Genomic DNA, 17,269 nt, shown 5'->3' with positions numbered 1-17,269 from the left:
TAAGAGGGTATTTGCGGAACGAAACCGTTTTTGTCCGGAATGGAACAGTTGAAAGTGGCGGCGCCAGGGATGGGGCCGGGGCGGACAGGCCCGTACGGAAACACCCGCATCGGACAGGCCCGTACGGGACAGGCGCGCACGGGACAGGCCCCGGCCCCCCGGCTCACTGGCCGACGCGCCCGGGCTGGAGCACCTTGGTGAAGAGCACCGCCCCGCCCAGCTCGCGCAGCCGGACCGTGAGCTCGCCGCTGTGCCCGTCGATGTCCACCTCGCCGAAGAACTGGAAGCCCTCGGCCGGCGAGACGTTCGCCCGGGTGGGAGCCTTGACGAAGGGCTGCTCGGGGCCGAAGGTGCCGTCCAGCTTCACCGCGGGGAACGCGCCCGCGTTCAGCGGCCCGGAGACGAACTCCCAGAACGGGGCGAAGTCCTTGAACGCCGCCCGCGACGGGTCGTAGTGCTGGGCGCTGGTGTAGTGGACATCGGCCGTCAGCCACACCGTGCCGGTGATCTTCCGGTGCTTGATGTGCCGCAGCAGCTCCGCGATCTGCAGCTCACGGCCGAGCGGCGCCCCCGGGTCGCCCTGCGCGACCGCCTCGAAGTCCGTCGCCCCGTCCGGGACCACGAGCCCCAGCGGCATGTCGCAGGCGATGACCTTCCACACCGCGCGCGACGCCGACAGCTCCCGCTTGAGCCAGGCGAGCTGCTCGGCGCCGAGGATGCCCTGGGCGTCGTCGGGCTGCCGGCCCGGCGAGTTGGCGTTCCGGTACGTGCGGCAGTCCAGCACGAACACGTCGAGCAGCGGGCCGTGCCGCAGCACCCGGTACACCCGGCCGTCCGCGTCCGGGCGCAGCGTGCTGATCGGGAAGTACTCGCTGAAGGCCCGCCGCGACCGCGCCGCCAGCACGTTCACGTCCTTCTCGGTGTAGCGGGCGTCGGTGAGGATCTCGCCCGGGTACCAGTTGTTGAGGACCTCGTGGTCGTCCCACTGGACGATCGTCGGCACCTGCGCGTTGAACCGGCGCAGATTGGCGTCCAGCAGGTTGTAGCGGAAGTTGCCCCGGTACTCCGCGAGCGTCTCGGCGACCTTGGACTTCTCCTCGGTCGTGACGTTCCGCCAGGTGCGGCCGTCCGGCAGGGCCACGCTCTGGGCGAGCGGGCCGTCGGCGTAGATGTTGTCGCCGCTGCACAGGAAGAAGTCGGGGTCCAGCCGCCGCATCTCCTCGAAGATCCGGTAGCCGCCGAGGTCCGGGTTGATGCCCCAGCCCTGCCCCGCCAGATCGCCCGACCACACGAAGCGCACGCCCTGGCGGCGCGCCGGCGCGGTGCGGAACGTGCCGTACACCGGCTCGCCGGTGCGGCGCGGGTCGTCCGGGTCGGCCAGCAGCACCCGGTAGTGGACCTGGGTGCCCGGCGGCAGCCCGTGCAGCGGGGTGGTGCCGGTGAAGTCGCTGCCGGCCCCCAGCAGCGGGCCCCGCCAGCGCCGGGGCCTCGCGAACGACTCGGTCGCGGAGGTCTCGACCACCATCCGGGCCGGACGGTCGGAGCGCACCCACACCAGGCCCGAGGACGTCGTCACATCGCCCACCTGTACGCCCCACTGGGCGCTCGGCCGGCCGGACAGCGCCTGCGCGGGCGCCGCCCACGCCGCCGACGCCAGCGTCGGCACCGCCAGCGCGGCGGAGGCCGCCGCCGAACCGCGCAGCACCTGCCGCCGCCCGACCTCCCGCCGCCCGATCTCTGTGCCCGAATCCCGCGCCATGCCGAACCTCCTGTTGCTCATGGAACCGCTGTGCGGTCCTGTTGCTATCGGTGCCAGATGCCTCGCGTTCGAACGGACAGTGAACAACTCACCGAGGGGTGCCGGGAAGGCCCGGGCCGCCGGCGCGGGCGATCGCGGCCACGGCCCGGGCGATGCGGGCGGGGGGCAGATGGGCATAGCCCATCACCAGACGTACCCGCCCGTCGTCGTCGGCGGGCGTGGGGCCGGGGGCGCGGCCGGGCCGGTGCCCGTAGGCGGCGAGCGGGCGCAGCGCCACCCCGGCCCGCGCCGCGCGCTCCAGGAAGCGGTCCTGGGGCCCGTACCGCCTCGGCAGCCGCGCGATGACGTGCAGCCCGGCGGAGATCCCGGTCACCTCCGTGCCGGGGAAGTGCTCGGCCAGCGCCGTGACCAGCGCGTCCCGCCGCTCCCGGTAGGCGCGCCGGCAGCGCCGCAACTGCCGGTCGTAGTCGCCGCGCTCGATGAACTCGGCCAACAGCGCTTGGTCGAGCGCCGGATTGCCCAGGTCCATGGTCCGCTTGCGCTCCACGACCGGGCCCACGAGGCCGCCGGGCACCACCAGCCAGCCCAGCCGCAGCCCCGGGGCCAGCGACTTGCTGACCGAGCCGGCATAGGCGACCCGAGCCGGGTCCAGGCCCTGCAGCGCGCCGACGGGCGCCCGGTCGTAGCGGAAGTCGCCGTCGTAGTCGTCCTCCATCAGCAGGCCGTCGACGGCCCGCGCCCACTCCAGCAGTTCGAGGCGGCGCCGCGCCGAATACGCGACGCCCAGGGGGAACTGGTGGGACGGGGTGAGCTGGGCGGCCCGCGCGTCCGACGCCGCCAGGGCGGTGGGGGACAGCCCCTCCGCGTCCAGCGGCACCGGCACGGCTGTCAGTCCCGTCGCCGCCAGCAGCGTCGTGTGCTCGGGGCTGCCGGGGTCCTCCACCGCCACCGCGCGGTGCCCGAGCCCGGCCAGCGTGAAGCCCAGCAGCGTCATGGCCTGCGCGACGCCCGAGCAGATCACCACGCACTCCGGGTCCGCCACCACCCCCCGGCGCCGGGTGAGCAGCCCCGCCACCGCGGCCCGCAACTCGGGCAGCCCGCGCGGATCCGGATACCCCAGGGCGCTGTGCGGGAGGCGCGCCAGGGCCCGGCGGTGCGCCGCCGACCACGCGGCGCGCGGGAACAGCGACAGATCGGGGGTACCGGGTACGAAGCCGGTCCCGGGCGCGCCGCCGGACACGGGCGCCTGGTGCCCCCGCTCCGCCGCGGCCCGCGCCGCCCCGCTCACCCAGGTGCCCGAGCCGCGCGCGCTCCTCAGGTACCCCTCGGCCGTCAGCTGCTCGTACGCCTCGGTCACCAGGCCGCGCGAGACCCCCAGGTCGGCCGCCAGCTCCCGGCTGGACGGCAGCCGGGTCCCGGCGGCGATCCGCCCCGAGCGCACCGCCTCGCGCAGCGCGGCCTGCAGCGTCCGTCCGCGCCGGCGGGGCGGCGCGGACGCGGTGGGAAGCAGCAGCTGCCAGGCGGTGGCACCGGAAGCGGCGGTACCGGAAGCGGCGGTACCGGAAGTGGTCCCTGAATCAGCCATCGGATTGGACCTTAAGGGGTGCCGGTCGGCTGCCTAGCGTCGGCGTCATGAAACGAAACGATCTCCCGGTGCCGGACCCGGGCGCCCCCGCGGCCCGGGTCGCCACCCGCTCCGCCGCGGCTCCCACCGTGGCCCCCGCCGCCGGGCGCGGGGACCCCGTCCCGCGCCCCGGCGGTGGCGCGGGAGCGCGCCACCGGCTGCTCGGGGCGCTGCTCGCGGCGGTGGCCTGCTGTTTGGTGGGCGCCTCGTTCACCGCCAACAGCGTGCTCGGCGACTACCCCCACGCGGGCGGCCAGGCGCTGCGCTACGGCCTCGCCTGTGCCCTGCTGCTGCCGCTCGCCGGATGGCGCGGCCGGGCCCGACGCGGCGGTCTGGACGGTCGGGCGCCCGAGGGGCAAGTGGCGGGCAGGCTGCGGAAGCTGACCGGGCGCCAGTGGGCGCGGCTGGCCGTGCTGGCGGCCGTCGGAATGGTCGGGTTCAACCTCGCCGTGCTCGCGGCGGAGGGCAGCGCGGAGCCCGCGGTGCCCGGGGTGTTCGTCGGCTGTGCGCCCGTGGTCGTCGCGGTGATCGTGCCCGCGCTCGACGGGCGGCACCCGGCGCCGGCCGTGGTCGTGGGGGCGCTTTCGGTGGCCGCCGGCGCGTTCGTCGTCCAGGGGTGGGGGCGTACGGACACGGCCGGGCTGCTGTGGTCGGCGGCGGCGCTCGGGGGCGAGGTGGGGTTCGCCGTGCTGGCCGTCCCGGTCCTGCGGCCGCTCGGCCCCCGGCTGCTGTCCGCCGCGGCCTGCGGCCTCGCCGCCGTGGAGTCCGCGCTGCTCGCCCTGGTGCTCGACGGCCGGGGATGGCTGCGGGCCCCGGACGGCGGGGAGGCGGCGGCACTGCTGTGGCAGGCGGCCGTGGTGACCGTCGTCGGCTTCGTGTTCTGGTACGTCGGCGTCCAGCGGATCGGCGCCGAGCGGGCCACCCTCTTCTCCGGTCTGATCCCCGTCTCCGCCGCCGCGACCGCACCGCTCGTCGGCACCGGCGGCTACGGCACGGCGCAGGCGGCGGGCAGCCTCCTGGTCGCTCTGGGAGTGGCCCTCGGCTCGGGGGTGCTGGGCCGCGCGCGGGCACCGCGGCCGGTGCCCCGCCGCTCGTAGCCGAAGCGCCCGGGCCGCCGTCCGGTGGGCGTGGGAGGATGGCCCCCGTGGCCACCTCTCACAACGCGGCCGACACCGCGACGGACGTCTTCGAAGACCACCGCTCCCTCCTGACCGCGGTGGCCTACCGGATGCTGGGCCGCGTCGCGGACGCGGAGGACGTGGTGCAGGAGGCCTGGCTGCGCTGGTCCGGCGCCGACCGCGAAACGGTCCGCGACCCCCGCGGCTTCCTCGTGCGCGTCACCACCCGGCTCGCCATCGACCGGCTGCGGCAGGCGCGGTCCCGCCGCGAGTCGTACGTCGGCCCCTGGCTGCCCGAGCCGCTCGTCACCGACCTCGGCCACGCCGCCCCGGACACCGCCGAGCGGGCGCTGCTCGCCGAGTCCGTCTCACTGGCCGTGCTCGTCGTCCTGGAGTCGCTCTCCCCACTGGAGCGCGCGGTGTTCGTCCTGCGCGAGGCCTTCGGCTTCGCGTACGGGGAGATCGCCACCGCCCTGGACCGCACGGAGCCGGCGGTGCGGCAGCTGGCCGGGCGGGCGCGGCGCCATGTGGAGGAGCGCAAGCCGCGGTTCGAGGTGGACCCGGCGCAGCGCCGCGACCTGACGGAGCGTTTCCTGGCCGCCGCCCGGGACGGCGACCTCGAGGGACTGCTCGCACTGCTGGCGCCCGACGTACGCCTGATCGGCGACAGCGGCGGCAAGTCCAAGGCGCCGCTGCGTGTCATGGAGACGGCGGACAAGATCGCCCGCTTCATGGTGGCGGTGGCCCAGGACGCCAGGCAGCACCCGGAATTGGCCTTCACCGAGCTCAACGGCGGCCCCGCGCTGGTGCTCTTCGCGGACGGCCGCCCCGACACGGTCCTCAGCCTCGACGTCGCGGACGGCCTGGTCCAGGCCGTCTACATCGTGCGCAACCCCGACAAGCTGGCCCACCTGGCCCACCTGGCACCTCCGGCAGGGGGGACGCCCGGCGGCGCGGCTCAGTGAAGGGCTCGGGGAGCGGCTTACGAGCGGCTCAGTGAACGGAGAACCCGCCGTCGACGAAGATCGACTGCCCGGTGACATAGCCGGAGGCGCGGCTCGCCAGGAACACCGCCGCGCCGGCGAAGTCCTCGGCCAGCCCGTTGCGCCCGACCATCGTGCGCGCGGCCAGCGCCGCCACCTTCTCCGGGTCGGTGGACAGCCGCCTGTTGAGCGGCGTCATCACGAACCCCGGCACCAGCGTGTTGCAGGTGACCCCGTACGGCGACCAGGCCTCGGCCTGTGACCGGGCCAGCGACTCCAACGCCCCCTTGGAGACGCCGTACGCGCCGCTCTGCACGAACGCCCGGTGCGCCTGCTGGGAGGTGATGTGGATGATCCGCCCGAAGCCCCGTGCGGCCATCGCCGGGCCGAACCGCTGCCCCAGCAGGTAGGGCGCCTCCAGGTTGACCGCCATCGTGGTGTCCCACACGTCGTCGCCCAGCTCGCCCAGCGGGGGCCGCAGGTTGATCCCGGCGCTGTTGACCAGGATGTCGGGCTCCCCGAACGCGGCGACCGCCTCCTCCGCCGCCGCCCGTACCCCCTCCCGGGTGCCCAGGTCCGCGCTCACCCGGGCCGCACGGCAGCCGTGCCCCGTCAGCTCCTCCACGGTGGCGGCCAACTCGGCCTCCCTGCGCGCCACCACCACGACGCTCGCGCCCGCGCGCCCCAGCGCCACGGCGATGGCCCGGCCGATGCCCGAACTGCCGCCGGTCACCACGGCGACCCGGTCGGTCAGCGAGAACAGCTCGGAGAGATAGGGCTCTGACGTCATGACCGCATCCTAGGCGGCGCGTTGATAGGTCCTTACCAAGGCAATTGGTCTTGACCAAGGCAAGGCGCCGCTTTATGGTCGCTACAGATACTGCAACAACCTTTAATAAAGAAACACGCAATACAGAGCACTGCAGAGCACTGCAGAGCACGCGTAAGCGCGCAGATCCGTTGCGGAGGACAGGGTGGGGACCACGCAGCTCGACACGGTGCCGGAGCCCAAGTACTGGCACCTCAAGACCGTGCTCAGCGACGCGCTCGACTCGGAGTTCGCCGTCGGTGAGATCCTGCCCAACGAGCGCGAGCTCGCGGCCCGCTTCGGCGTGGCCCGCGCCACCCTCAGGCAGGCCCTCGAACAGCTCGAGCTGGAGGGCAGGTTGCAGCGCCGCCGCGGCGTGGGCACCACCGTCGCCCCGCCCCGCGTGGGCGTCGCGGTCGGCGACCGCGCCCACAGCTGGGACGACACCGACGAGGCGGCCTGGCAGCCCGTCGACAGCGCGGAGGCCGCGCCGCCCGCCGCGATCGCCCGGCTCCTCGACGTCCGGCCCGGCACCCCCGTGCACACCGTGCGCCGCACCCGCGTCAGCCACGGCCAGCCGATCGCCGCCGAGCTGCTCTATGTCCCGGCCGCCTCCGTCCCCGGGCTCGCCGCCCTCGACATCCCGCCCGGCGCCGCCCGCGCCCGCGCGGTCCTCGGCGAGCTGCGCCGCGTCGAACTCGAAGGCCGCGAACAGTCCGTCGAGCTGGGCTCCGCCCGCGCCGACGACGCCAAGCGGCTGGACCGCCTGCCCGGCGCCCCCGTTCTCCTGGTCACCACCCGCTACACCGCCGCCGGCCGCACGGTCGCCGTGGCCGTCGCCACGTACCGCGCCGACACCTGCCGCCTCACCTTCGGGGACGGCGCGGGCATGGTCCTGGCGGGCTGAAGCCGCCGTTCAGTAGCGGTTGTTCATGGCGGCCCGCACCTCGGCCAGGGTGGCGTCCGCCACGGCGTTGGCCCTCTCGTTGCCCTCGCGCAGGACCTGGTGGAGAAAGCCGCGGTCCCGCGCGTACTCGGCCCGGCGGGCCCGGAGGGGAGCCAGGTACTCGTTGACCGACTCGGTTACGGTCCTCTTCAGCGCGGCGGCCCCCGCGGAGCCGATGTCGGAGGCGACCTGCTCGGGGGTCCGGCCCTGGCACAGGGCGGCCAGAAGGAGCAGCGAGGACACCTCCGGGCGGGTGGCCGGGTCGTAGGTGATGCGGCGCTCGGAGTCGGTCTTCGCCCCCTTGATCAGCCGGGCCGTCTCGTCGGCGTCGGCGGCCAGGGTGATGGCGTTGCCCCGGCTCTTGCTCATCTTGGTGCCGTCCGTGCCGAGCAGCAGCGGCGCGCTCGACAACAGCGCGTCGGGCCGGGGGAAGACGGCGGTGCCGGCGCCGTAGCGGTCGTTGAAGCGGCGGGCGACGGTCCGGGTGAGTTCGAGGTGGGGGAGCTGGTCCCGGCCGACCGGGACCAGATTGGCCTTGCAGAAGAGGATGTCGGCTGCCTGGTGCACGGGGTAGGTGAACATCAGGCCGCTGATGGCGGCCTGCCGCGAGTGGACGATCTCGTCCTTCACCGTGGGGTTGCGCTCGAGTTCGGCGACGGAGACGAGGCTGAGGAACGGCAGCAGCAGCTGGTTGAGCGCGGGCACCGCGCTGTGCGTGAAGATGGTGCCGCGTGCCGGATCCACGCCGACGGCGAGGTAGTCGAGCACCAGCTCCTCGACGTGCCGGGTCAGGTCGTCCGCGACATCGCGGTCGGTGAGGACCTGGTAGTCCGCGATGATGACGAACATCTCCACGCCGAGGTCCTGCAGCCGCACCCGGTTGTGGAGCGTGCCGAAGTAGTGGCCCAGGTGCAGCCGCCCGGTGGGGCGGTCGCCGGTCAGCACCCGGAACTGCCCGGGGTCATCGAGGATCCGTTCCTCCAGCACCGCGCTGCGCGCCCGCGCGGCGGACACCCCGAGCGTGTCGGCGGCGGAATCGGAGGTGAGGGCCTGGGGAGCCGGGGTCCGGACGGTGGTTTCCATGAGGTCTCCTGGGGGTCGGTGCCGCCGTTCGGACGAGACGACACCCCCTGCTCCACGGGACACAAAAAGGGCCGTCCGTCCGAACGGCCCTTTCCACGTCTGAGAGGCGGCCGCTCCTAAGAGGAGCGCCACCAGCTGAGACACGGCGAAAGAAGCATGAGCGCAGCATAACGCCACCGGGCCCCGGCAGGCCGTGGTCCCCGTCACCCGTCCGCGCGGTCGGGGATGAACCGAAGGCGTGGCGGGGGTTCGGTCGTCGTGTCCCAGGCGCGCCGCTCCGCGTGGTCGAGCCAGTCGAGGTACCACTCGGCGAAGGTGACCGGCCCCGTCCGGCCCCGCGGCTCGATCGGCACCACGCCCTCGCCGACGGCCCGTACGTCGTCCCACATGGTGCCGCGGTACGGGCCCGTGACCACGAGGAGCGAGTAGTACGCGCAGCCCTGGGAGCCGACGCAGAGGGTGCCCTCGGTCAGGGCGTCGTTCAGCTCGTCGCGGCGGGTGTCCCAGGCGGCGTACGCGGCGGCGAAGGTCTCGTCGTCCGGGTGGTCCTCCCGCCGGGGCTCCGCCTCCTCGTGCTCCTCCAGCTCGGCCGTGAGCCCCGGGCGGAAGGGCAGCGCGCAGTGGCCGGTGGCGGGCGGGGTGCCGGGGCCGGGCGGCCGCAGCGGGAACAGGCCGTAGTCGGGGCCCGCGCCGCCCGCGCCCACCTCCGTGAGGAACGTGCGGTACTCCTCGGGCAGTCCGGTCCCCAGCCACCGCTCCACGTCCCGCAGCCGCTCCTCGGTGAGGACGGGCAGCAGCTCGAACTCGTGGCCGTGACCGGGGTGGTCGGCACCGAAGACGGCCCACCACCGCGGCGCCTTCCGCAGCGCGAGCACGCGCTCCCGCACCCCGGCCCACGTCCCGCTCATCGTGCCTCCTCGGCCGATCTCCGCGCCGCTTGAAATGGATGATTTCGTTCCGCCCCACCGGCAATTCCGCGTCCCTACGATCGACCAGTCATCTCGGAGGCCAGGCGCGTGTATCCCCGGGGCGACTCGTCAGCGGGCAGCGAGAAGGCCGTCCACCATGGCGCGGAGCCCATCGAGGTAGGTGTCCTCAGCGGTCAGCGGTGCCCAGTGGTCCGCGGCCTGTGCCAGACGGGGTAGTTCGCTCGGGTCGAGATCGGCAAAGATCCGCTCCCGGTAGGTGGGGCGGTCGTCGTCTGTGCGCCTCCGGGCCGCTGTCGCCCGGACCACGATCTCTCCGACCGTGTAGTACCAGATCGCGCGGTATCCCTGTATGGCCCGCTCGGGGGTCAGTCCGCATGCGACCAGACCGTCGACGATCTGCTCGACGAACCACAAGGCGGATGCGGACATCAAGTCGTCGGCAGTCAGCACCTCCACGATCCAGGGGCAGGCGGCGAGCGCTTTGTGGATCGCGGCGGCAGCGACGACGATCCGCTCGCGAGGCTGGGCGGGCAGTTCGGGCCGGTGCAGCGCCCGCGCGGCGTAGTCGTCCAGCAGCAGGACGAGCAGTTCTTCCTTGTTGCGGACGTGGTGGTAGAGCGCCATCGGCGTACTGCCGATCTCCGTGGCCAGCCGCCGCATCGTCAGCCGGTCCACGCCTTCCGAGTCCACGATCCGGCGGGCAGTTGTGACGACCTCCTCGCGGGAGATACGGGGAGGTCGGCCGAGCGTTCTGCGCGGTGCGGATGGTTGCGGCATGCCCTCATCATCCCCCAGGTGTCGACAGCAGTGATCCTCCAAGGCTATTTTCCTTACATGTATAAAAACTCGCAGGGGCGGCCCGGAGTGGTACTGGCGGCGGTGGCCGTCGCCCAGTTCGCCGTCGCCCTGGACCTGTCGGTGGTCAACGTCGCGCTGCCCGCAATGCGCACCGCGTTGGGGTTCGCGCCACTCGCCTTGTCGTGGGTCGTGCACGTCTACGCGCTCACGCTCGGCGGATTCCTGCTGCTGGGTGGCCGCGCATGCGACCTGTACGGCCGACGTCGGCTCTTCGTGCTGGGCCTCGCCTTCTTCGGGTTGTGCTCGCTGGCGGGCGGGCTGGCCCAGGCCCCCTGGCAACTGATCGCCGCCCGCGCCGGTCAGGGCCTGGGAGCCGCAGCAGCCACCCCGGCCACGCTGGCGATGCTCACCACCGCCTTCCCCGAGGGCCCGCAGCGCGTACGCGCGCTCGGGGTGTGGAGCGGGGTGAACGCCGCGGGAGGAGCGCTGGGCGTGCTGGCCGGTGGCCTGCTCACCCAGTACGCGGGCTGGCGCTGGGTGATGTTGATCAATCTGCCCATCGTGGCGGTGGCTCTCGCGCTGGTTCTCGCAGGCGTGCCCGCCGAAGCACGCCCCGCCCGGCGCGAGAGGCTGGACGTGCTCGGCGCCGTCCTGGCAACCGGTGGAGCCGGTCTGCTGGTGCTCGGGGTGGTTCGCACCGACACCCAAGGGTGGGGCTCCCCGGCCACATGGGCGACGCTCGGCGCCGCGGCCGCGCTCCTGGCCGCCTTCATCGTCGCCGAATCCAGGACCCCCGCACCGCTGTTGCGCCTCGGCCTGCTACGCGGCCGCTGGGTCGCCGGCGCCAACGTGTTGGTCTTCTTCTCCACGGCCGGGCAGTTCGCGGCGTTCTACTTCGTGTCCCTGTACATGCAGCAGGTGCTCGGCATGGGCCCCGCAGCAACCGGCACCGCGTTCCTGCCCTTCTCCGCGAGCCTGGTCGCGGGCAGCATCGTCGCGACCCGCGTCACCGCGGCACGCACCCCCCGTACGGCCCTCGTGCCCGGTGCCCTGCTCGCCGCCGTAGGCCTGGCCTGGTTCGCCTGCGTCAGCCCCGACGGCGGCTTCCTCACGGACGTACTCGGTCCTAGCGTCATCACCGGAGTCGGCGTCGGACTGGTCATAGCCCCGATCGTCGCCGCCGCGACTACGGGCGTCGCTCCCCGCGAGGCCGGCATGGCCTCCGGCCTCATGAACAGCTCCCGCCAACTCGGCGGCTGCATCGGCCTGGCCGCCCTGGCCACCATCGCCGCACACCGCACCGGCACGGCCACCAGCCCTGCCGCGCTCAACGATGGCTACGCCCTGGGTCTGGCCCTCGCCGCCGCCCTTTTCGCGCTCGCAGCGGTCGTGGCGATCGGCGTACTGCCCCGCCGCCAGGCCGAAACACCTGGCCCGCAACCCGCCACCACCGCAGAGAACCGACTGGAAGGAACACCGGCATGACGACGTCACCCCTCTCACCCATCGACCTGTTCGCCTCGGCGCTGCACATCCACCCCGATGGCGTCGTCCAAGCTGCCGAACGGCGGATGACGAGCAGCGACTCCGGCGCCTGGCAGATCGCGACGTTCCGCGTGGAGGCCGACGCCGACGTACACGCCGACCACTGGGAGATGCACCCGGAGGCCGAGGAGGCGGTGTGCTGCCTGACCGGAGGTGTCCGCCTCTACTTCCGTCCCACTGGGCCCGGCGGCACCGAGCAGATGGTCCCGTTGCAGGCAGGCACCGCCGTGATCGTCCCCCGCGGTCGCTGGCACCGCCTGGAGCTGGACACTCCCAGCGACCTCATGTCGATCACCCTTCGCCACGGCACCCGCCTCGAAAAGCGCGCTGACACTCGCTAAGCGGAATGCGGCCCGGCAGACGCCCTGCGTCGTTGTCCTCCGCGACCAGCGCCAGCAGCCGGGCCGTGGCCCTTCGGCCGCTACCGGACCGGCCGGCGGGCGGTGACCGTGGACTCCACGGCGAACAGCTCCTCCTCCACATGGTCGAGGGCCAGCCGGAGCGCCCCGGTCACGACGGCCGCCTCGCCCAGGAGGGACTGGGTGACCTGCGGCGGGCGCAGGCAGTAGCGGGCGAGCTCGTCCCGGAGGGGGCCGAGGACGCCGTCGAGGCCGGTGGCCCAGCCGCCGACCACCACCAGCTCGGGGTCCAGGGCGAGGACCAGGGCCGCCACGTCGTGGACGAGGCGGCGGACGAAGCGGTCCACGGCGGCGCGGGCGTGGGCGTCACCGGCGTCGGCGAGGGCGAGGACGCGCGCGACCTGGTCCTCGTCGAGGGGATTGAGCGGTTCGCCGGTGGTGGAGAGGACTTCCTCCGGACTGGCTTCGCGGCCCAGCAGATGGAGAGCGCCGATCTCCCCCGCGGCGCCCCCGAAGCCGCGGTGGAGCCGGCCGCCGATCAGCGAGCCCGCGCCGGGGCTCAGGCCCGCCAGGACGAAGACGACGTCGTCGGAGCCGACGGCGGCGCCCTTCCAGTGTTCGGCGACGGCGGCGGTGTTCGCGTCGTTCTCGACGAGCACCGGGCAGCGGAAGGAGCGGCGCAGGCGCTCCCCGAGACGCAGTCCGGTCCAGCCGGGGAGGGCGGTGCACAGGTGGACGGTGCCGTCGGCCTCCACGATGCCCGGGCTTCCGACGCCCACCGCCCGCAGCGAGTAGCGGGCCACCCCCGCCCGGCGCAGCAGATCGGCGACGGCGGTACGGATCCGCTCCAGGCGCTCGTCGGCCGACGCCTTCTCGGAGACCTCCCGCACGGCCGAACCCAGCGGGCGGCCGTCGAGGTCCGAGAGCAGCGCGGCGACCCGGTGGGCGCCGATCTCGATGCCGAGGAGGTGGCCGGCCTCGGCCCGGAAGCGGAAGCGCCGGGCCGGGCGCCCCTGGCGGCGTACCCCGCCCTCCTCGGCGGGCATCTCCACCACCAGCCCCTCGGCGGCCAGCCCCTCGACCACGCCCTCCACGGTGGGGCGGGACAGGCCGGTCACCCGGGTCAGGTCGGTGAGGGTGGCGCAGCCGGGGGCGCGGTCGGCGGTGAGGTCGGTGAGGGGGCCGCTGAGGGGGTCGGTGACGGCGCCGGCGGCGGGGCCCGGGTCCGTGCCGTCACCGGGCTCCGGGCCGTCGGGGGACACGGTCGCCGCGCGCAACGCGTGCAGGACCACGGCGGAGTTGATGCGCCGCAGCAGGGAGGGATCCCCACCGGTGAGCCGCCCCACGTGGGCCTCCTCTCCTGTGCGTGTTGCCGGATGGTAGCCGCTGGACGGGGGCGCGGCGAGAGCCGCGTCAGCCGGGCGATACGAATCCCGACTCGTACGCGGCGATCACCGCCTGGGTGCGGTCCCGCGCGCCCAGTTTCGCCAGCACCGCGCTGACATGGGTCTTGACCGTCTCGGCGCCGATGAACAGCCGGCCGGCGATCTCCGCGTTCGACAGGCCACGGGTCATCAGCCGCAGCACATCGGCCTCGCGTTCGGTGAGGGCCGCGCGCTCCATCGCCTCGCGGGCGCGCGCGTTGCCGCCGCGGGCCGCGGCGAGCGACCGTACGGCCGCCGGGAACAGCAGCGACTCGCCCTCCGCCGCCAGGCGCACCGCGTGCACGATCTCGGCGGGGCCGGCGCGCTTGAGCAGGAAGCCGTCCGCCCCGGCGCGCAGCGCCTCGTAGACGTACTCGTCGTTCTCGAACGTCGTCACGACCAGGATCCTGGGCGGATCGGGAACCGCCCGCAGCACCGCGCGGGTCGCCTCGATGCCGTCCATCAGCGGCATCCGGACGTCCATCGCGACCACGTCCGGCCGCAGCCGCCGCACCAGCGGCACCACCGAGGCGCCGTCGGCGGCCTCGCCGGTGACCCGGATGTCCGGCTGGGACTCCAGGATCGCGCGCAGCCCGGCACGCACCAGCTGCTCGTCGTCGACGAGGAGGACGCTTATCGGCACATGATCACCTTAATGCGGGCTCGGCCGGAGCCTTCCCTCGTGGTCACCCGTCAGGCACCCGTCAGCGGTCACCTGCCCGGGCGGGGCGGTTCGGGGGGAGGGTCACGCGCAGCCGCCATTCGCCCTCGTACGGGCCCGCCTCCGCCTCGCCGCCCAGCAGCGCCGCCCGCTCGCGGATGCCGCGCAGGCCGGTGCCGCGCCCGGCGCCGACGCCGGGCCCGCCGAGGCCGCCCGGGCCATCGGCACGGTCGGGGAGGGGGTTGCGTACGTCCAGCCGGAGCGCCCCCGTGCCGGGGGCGACCGCGACCCGCACGGCCACCGGCACCGGCCCCGCGTGCCGCAGCACATTCGTCAGCGCCTCCTGGAGGATGCGGTAGCCCTCGCGGGAGACCGGGCCGGGCAGTTCCTCCAGCGGGCCGGTCACCCGCGCGTCGAGCGCCGAGCCCGCCGCCCGCGCCGACTCCAGCAGGCGCTCGGCGTCGGCCAGCCCCGGGCGGTCGGCCGGGCCGCGGGCGCCGTCCTCGCGCAGCAGCCTCAGCACCCGCTCCAGGTCCTCCAGCGCGTGCCGCCCGGTCTCCTCGATCGCGGCCAGCGCCCGGTCCGTGAACTCCCGGGTGCCCGCCGCCCGCGCCGCGCCCGCCTGCACCACCGCGACCGTGAGCGCGTGCCCGATGGAGTCGTGCAGCTCGCGGGCGAGCCGGTTGTGCTCAAGCAGCCGCTCCGTACGCTCCTCCAGGGCGGCCAGCCGCTCCGCGGCCGACGGGCCGAGCAGACGGGTGGCGGCCGCGGTCATCACGTTCCCGGCGGCCACCACGAGCGCCATGAGGGCCGCCAGGGGGAGCGGGGCGAGCAGCGCGTACCAGCCGTGGTGGCCGGTGATCCGCACCCCCAGGACCGGCGTGGGCGTGCCCCCGGCCGCGGCGGTGACCAGCGCTCCCGTCAGGCCGGGCAGTTGGACGCTCAGCAGCGTCATCAGACAGCCGGCCTCCAGCCGCAGCACCAGCCACAGGGCGGTGCGCGCCCGGTCGCCCCGGGACGCGGACGGCGCGGCCGCGATCCGCGGGGCGAGGTCGCCGCGCCCGTGGCGCGCGTGCTTCCCCGGGGCGAGCAGCAGCCGGGCCTGCAGCCCCTCCGCCAGCCGGGTGGCCGGCACCATCGCGACGGCGACCAGCGGGACCACCGGGAGCACCGGCAGCCACAGCAGCTGGACCGGGCGGACGCCGAACAGCCCGGGGTAGACCAGCCCGCACACCGCCGCGACCACGGCCCCCGTCAGCAGATGCAGCCAGCGGGTGTAGGTGACCGCCCGGGCCAGCGGGGCCAGGGCGGCGCGGGCGGCGGCGCGGGGCAGGGCGCGGGGGATACGGAGGGCCTGGGCGGCGGGCGACGTCGACACATCGGCCATCCTGCCCCGCGGCCCGCCCCGCGCCCTCCCCCGCGCGGGGGACCCGGAACCCGCCCGCGGGGGAGGCCCCGGGCGGCCCCGGCACGGCACCGTCGAGGCCATGACCAGCCAGACGTCGATCGACGTACACCAACTGACCAAGGACTACGGGGCGGTGCGCGCCGTGGACCGGCTGACCTTCCGGGTGCTGCCCGGCCGGGTCACCGGCTTTCTCGGGCCCAACGGCGCCGGGAAGTCCACCACGATGCGGATGGTGCTCGGCCTGGACCGGCCGGACTCCGGCACCGCGACCCTCGGCGGCCGCCCGTACCGCGAACTCGACGAGCCGCTGCGCCACGTCGGCGCGCTGCTGGACGCGGGGGCCGCCCACGGCGCCCGCACCGCCCGCGACCACCTGCTGTGCCTGGCGCACAGCAACCGCGTCCCGGCGGCCCGGGTCGACACTGTGCTGGAGGAGACGGGCCTGGCCCCGGCCGCCGAGCGGCGCGTCCGCACCTTCTCGCTCGGCATGCGGCAGCGCTTGGGCATCGCCGCCGCGCTGCTCGGCGACCCGCCGGTGCTGATGCTCGACGAACCGGCCAACGGGCTCGACCCCGAAGGCATCGTCTGGATCCGCACCCTCATGAAACGGCTGGCCGGCCAGGGCCGCACCGTCCTGGTCTCCAGCCACCTCATGGCCGAGACCGCGCTGACCGCCGATCACCTGGTCGTGCTCGGCCGGGGCAGGCTGCTCGCGGACACGCCGATGGAGACGTTCGTACGGGAGCACAGCCGGCCCCGGGCCCGGGTGCGCACCACCGAGCCGGAGCGGCTGCGCTCGGAACTGGCCCGTGCGGGGCTGACCGCGGAGCCGGACGGGCCGGACCACTGGACGGTGGACGGGGCCGCGCCGGACGACATCGGGGCCCTCGCCGCCCGCCACGGCATCCCCGTCCTCGAACTGGCCGAGGACAAGGCGTCGTTGGAGGAGGCCTATTTGCGGCTCACCGCCGACCGGGCCGAATTCACCGCGTCACGCCCCGCGCCGGCGCCCGGGGACACGACGGCGAACACAGCGAAGCAGGAGGTTTGAAGACGTATGTCCGTCAAAGCGGTGCTGCACTCCGAGTGGATGAAGATCCGCTCCCTGCCCTCCCTGATGATCGCCCTCCTCAGCGGTTTGGTGGCCACCACCGGCGTCACCGCGCTGGTGAGCGCGACCCACGACGGGAAGGAGAGCGACGGCGGAAACTTCGACCCGGTCTTCTTCTCCTTCTTCGGCCTGAACTTCGGCCAGATCGCGGCCATCTGCTTCGGCGTGCTCGCGGTGGCCAACGAGTACGCCGGCGGCGGCATCCGCGTCTGGCTCGCCGCCGTCCCCCGGCGCGGCCTGTACTACGGCTGCAAGCTCGCCGTCGTGGGCCTGTGCGCCCTCGCCGTCGGCCTGGTCACCGGCTTCGCGTCACTGCTCGGCGGGCAGGCCCTGCTCGGCGAGCAGGGCGTGGGCCCGGGCGCCCCGGGGGCGCTGCGCGCGGCGGTCGGCTGCGGGATCTACCTCGCGCTGCTCACGGTGGCGTCCGCGGGCGTCGCGGCCGTGCTGCGCGGCCCGGTCGGCGCGCTCGGGCTGCTCATCCCCCTGGTCTGCTTCCTGTCCCCCGTGCTCGGCGACGGGCCCGCCACCCGGTTCCTCCCCGACCGGGCCGGTCAGCAGGTGCTGCACGCCACCCCCGAGGGCCCGCTCGGCGCGTGGACGGGGCTCGGCGTGCTGGCGCTGTGGGCGGCGGCCGCGGTGTGGGCCGGGCGGCTGGCCCTGGTGCGCCGGGACGCCTGACGGGCGGCCAAGTTCCGGGCCCGGCCCGGTTGTCG

At 74.5% G+C, this 17,269-nt stretch carries 16 protein-coding genes; 7 read left to right on the top strand and 9 right to left on the bottom strand.

What is annotated here, in order from left to right; all coding sequences use genetic code 11:
* Nucleotides 1-163 precede the first annotated feature (163 nt).
* Entirely contained in the window at nt 164-1,759 is a 1,596-nt protein-coding gene (locus ABFY07_RS13245; RefSeq protein ID WP_346174754.1) for an alkaline phosphatase D family protein, read from the bottom strand.
* An 88-nt stretch (nt 1,760-1,847) separates the two neighbouring features.
* Nucleotides 1,848-3,344 carry a MocR-like pyridoxine biosynthesis transcription factor PdxR gene (gene pdxR, locus ABFY07_RS13240; RefSeq protein ID WP_346174684.1) on the bottom strand — a complete coding sequence of 499 codons (1,497 nt, stop codon included), beginning with the start codon at nt 3,342-3,344 and terminating at the stop codon, nt 1,848-1,850.
* Between the two features lie 197 nt (nt 3,345-3,541).
* Here pdxR and ABFY07_RS13235 point away from each other — a divergent pair, with 197 nt between their 5' ends.
* Nucleotides 3,542-4,480, top strand: a complete 939-nt coding sequence (locus ABFY07_RS13235; protein ID WP_428836920.1) for an EamA family transporter — start codon at nt 3,542-3,544, stop codon at nt 4,478-4,480.
* A 38-nt stretch (nt 4,481-4,518) separates the two neighbouring features.
* Nucleotides 4,519-5,466, top strand: coding sequence for an RNA polymerase sigma-70 factor (locus tag ABFY07_RS13230; RefSeq protein ID WP_428836917.1), 948 nt, complete (start codon nt 4,519-4,521; stop codon nt 5,464-5,466).
* A 28-nt stretch (nt 5,467-5,494) separates the two neighbouring features.
* Here ABFY07_RS13230 and ABFY07_RS13225 read toward each other — a convergent pair whose 3' ends face one another.
* Nucleotides 5,495-6,274, bottom strand: coding sequence for an SDR family NAD(P)-dependent oxidoreductase (locus ABFY07_RS13225; RefSeq protein ID WP_346174681.1), 780 nt, complete (start codon nt 6,272-6,274; stop codon nt 5,495-5,497).
* A gap of 184 nt (nt 6,275-6,458) precedes the next feature.
* Between ABFY07_RS13225 and ABFY07_RS13220 the strand changes: the two genes are divergently transcribed.
* Nucleotides 6,459-7,199, top strand: a complete 741-nt coding sequence (locus ABFY07_RS13220; protein WP_346174680.1) for a GntR family transcriptional regulator — start codon at nt 6,459-6,461, stop codon at nt 7,197-7,199.
* A 9-nt stretch (nt 7,200-7,208) separates the two neighbouring features.
* Here ABFY07_RS13220 and trpS read toward each other — a convergent pair whose 3' ends face one another.
* From trpS to ABFY07_RS13205, 3 genes are all read right to left on the bottom strand, one after another.
* Complete coding sequence (trpS, locus tag ABFY07_RS13215) at nt 7,209-8,321, bottom strand: tryptophan--tRNA ligase (protein WP_346174679.1); 1,113 nt, start codon at nt 8,319-8,321, stop codon at nt 7,209-7,211.
* A 203-nt stretch (nt 8,322-8,524) separates the two neighbouring features.
* Nucleotides 8,525-9,229: an SMI1/KNR4 family protein gene (locus ABFY07_RS13210; protein ID WP_346174678.1), complete on the bottom strand. Its 705-nt coding sequence runs from the start codon at nt 9,227-9,229 to the stop codon at nt 8,525-8,527.
* Nucleotides 9,230-9,358: 129 nt separating this feature from the next.
* On the bottom strand, nt 9,359-10,027 hold the full coding sequence (locus ABFY07_RS13205; RefSeq protein WP_346174677.1) for a TetR/AcrR family transcriptional regulator: 669 nt from the start codon (nt 10,025-10,027) through the stop codon (nt 9,359-9,361).
* 57 nt (nt 10,028-10,084) lie between these two features.
* Here ABFY07_RS13205 and ABFY07_RS13200 point away from each other — a divergent pair, with 57 nt between their 5' ends.
* Together ABFY07_RS13200 and ABFY07_RS13195 are read left to right on the top strand one after the other, a co-directional pair.
* Nucleotides 10,085-11,533 carry an MFS transporter gene (locus ABFY07_RS13200; RefSeq protein WP_346174676.1) on the top strand — a complete coding sequence of 483 codons (1,449 nt, stop codon included), beginning with the start codon at nt 10,085-10,087 and terminating at the stop codon, nt 11,531-11,533.
* Nucleotides 11,530-11,934: a cupin domain-containing protein gene (locus ABFY07_RS13195; protein WP_346174675.1), complete on the top strand. Its 405-nt coding sequence runs from the start codon at nt 11,530-11,532 to the stop codon at nt 11,932-11,934. Before ABFY07_RS13200 ends, ABFY07_RS13195 begins: the two co-directional genes overlap by 4 nt.
* An 80-nt stretch (nt 11,935-12,014) precedes the next feature.
* Here the strand turns inward: ABFY07_RS13195 and ABFY07_RS13190 are convergent, their stop codons facing one another.
* The 3 genes from ABFY07_RS13190 to ABFY07_RS13180 form a co-directional block, all read right to left on the bottom strand.
* Entirely contained in the window at nt 12,015-13,298 is a 1,284-nt protein-coding gene (locus ABFY07_RS13190; protein ID WP_346174674.1) for an ROK family protein, read from the bottom strand.
* A gap of 67 nt (nt 13,299-13,365) precedes the next feature.
* On the bottom strand, nt 13,366-14,019 hold the full coding sequence (locus ABFY07_RS13185; protein WP_346174673.1) for a response regulator transcription factor: 654 nt from the start codon (nt 14,017-14,019) through the stop codon (nt 13,366-13,368).
* Nucleotides 14,020-14,080: 61 nt separating this feature from the next.
* Nucleotides 14,081-15,424, bottom strand: a complete 1,344-nt coding sequence (locus ABFY07_RS13180) for a sensor histidine kinase (protein WP_346174672.1) — start codon at nt 15,422-15,424, stop codon at nt 14,081-14,083.
* Nucleotides 15,425-15,524: 100 nt separating this feature from the next.
* Between ABFY07_RS13180 and ABFY07_RS13175 the strand changes: the two genes are divergently transcribed.
* A complete protein-coding gene (locus ABFY07_RS13175) occupies nt 15,525-16,496 on the top strand; it encodes an ATP-binding cassette domain-containing protein (protein WP_346174671.1) in 972 nt (323 codons plus the stop codon).
* Between the two features lie 6 nt (nt 16,497-16,502).
* Nucleotides 16,503-17,234, top strand: coding sequence for an ABC-2 transporter permease (locus tag ABFY07_RS13170; protein ID WP_346174670.1), 732 nt, complete (start codon nt 16,503-16,505; stop codon nt 17,232-17,234).
* Nucleotides 17,235-17,269: the final 35 nt, after the last annotated feature.

The sequence above is a fragment of the Streptomyces sparsogenes subsp. cuspidosporus genome (assembly GCF_039532705.1).
In the GTDB taxonomy this organism is placed as follows: Bacteria; Actinomycetota; Actinomycetes; order Streptomycetales; family Streptomycetaceae; genus Streptomyces; species Streptomyces sparsogenes.
This window is presented reverse-complemented; position numbering and strand designations above follow the sequence as displayed.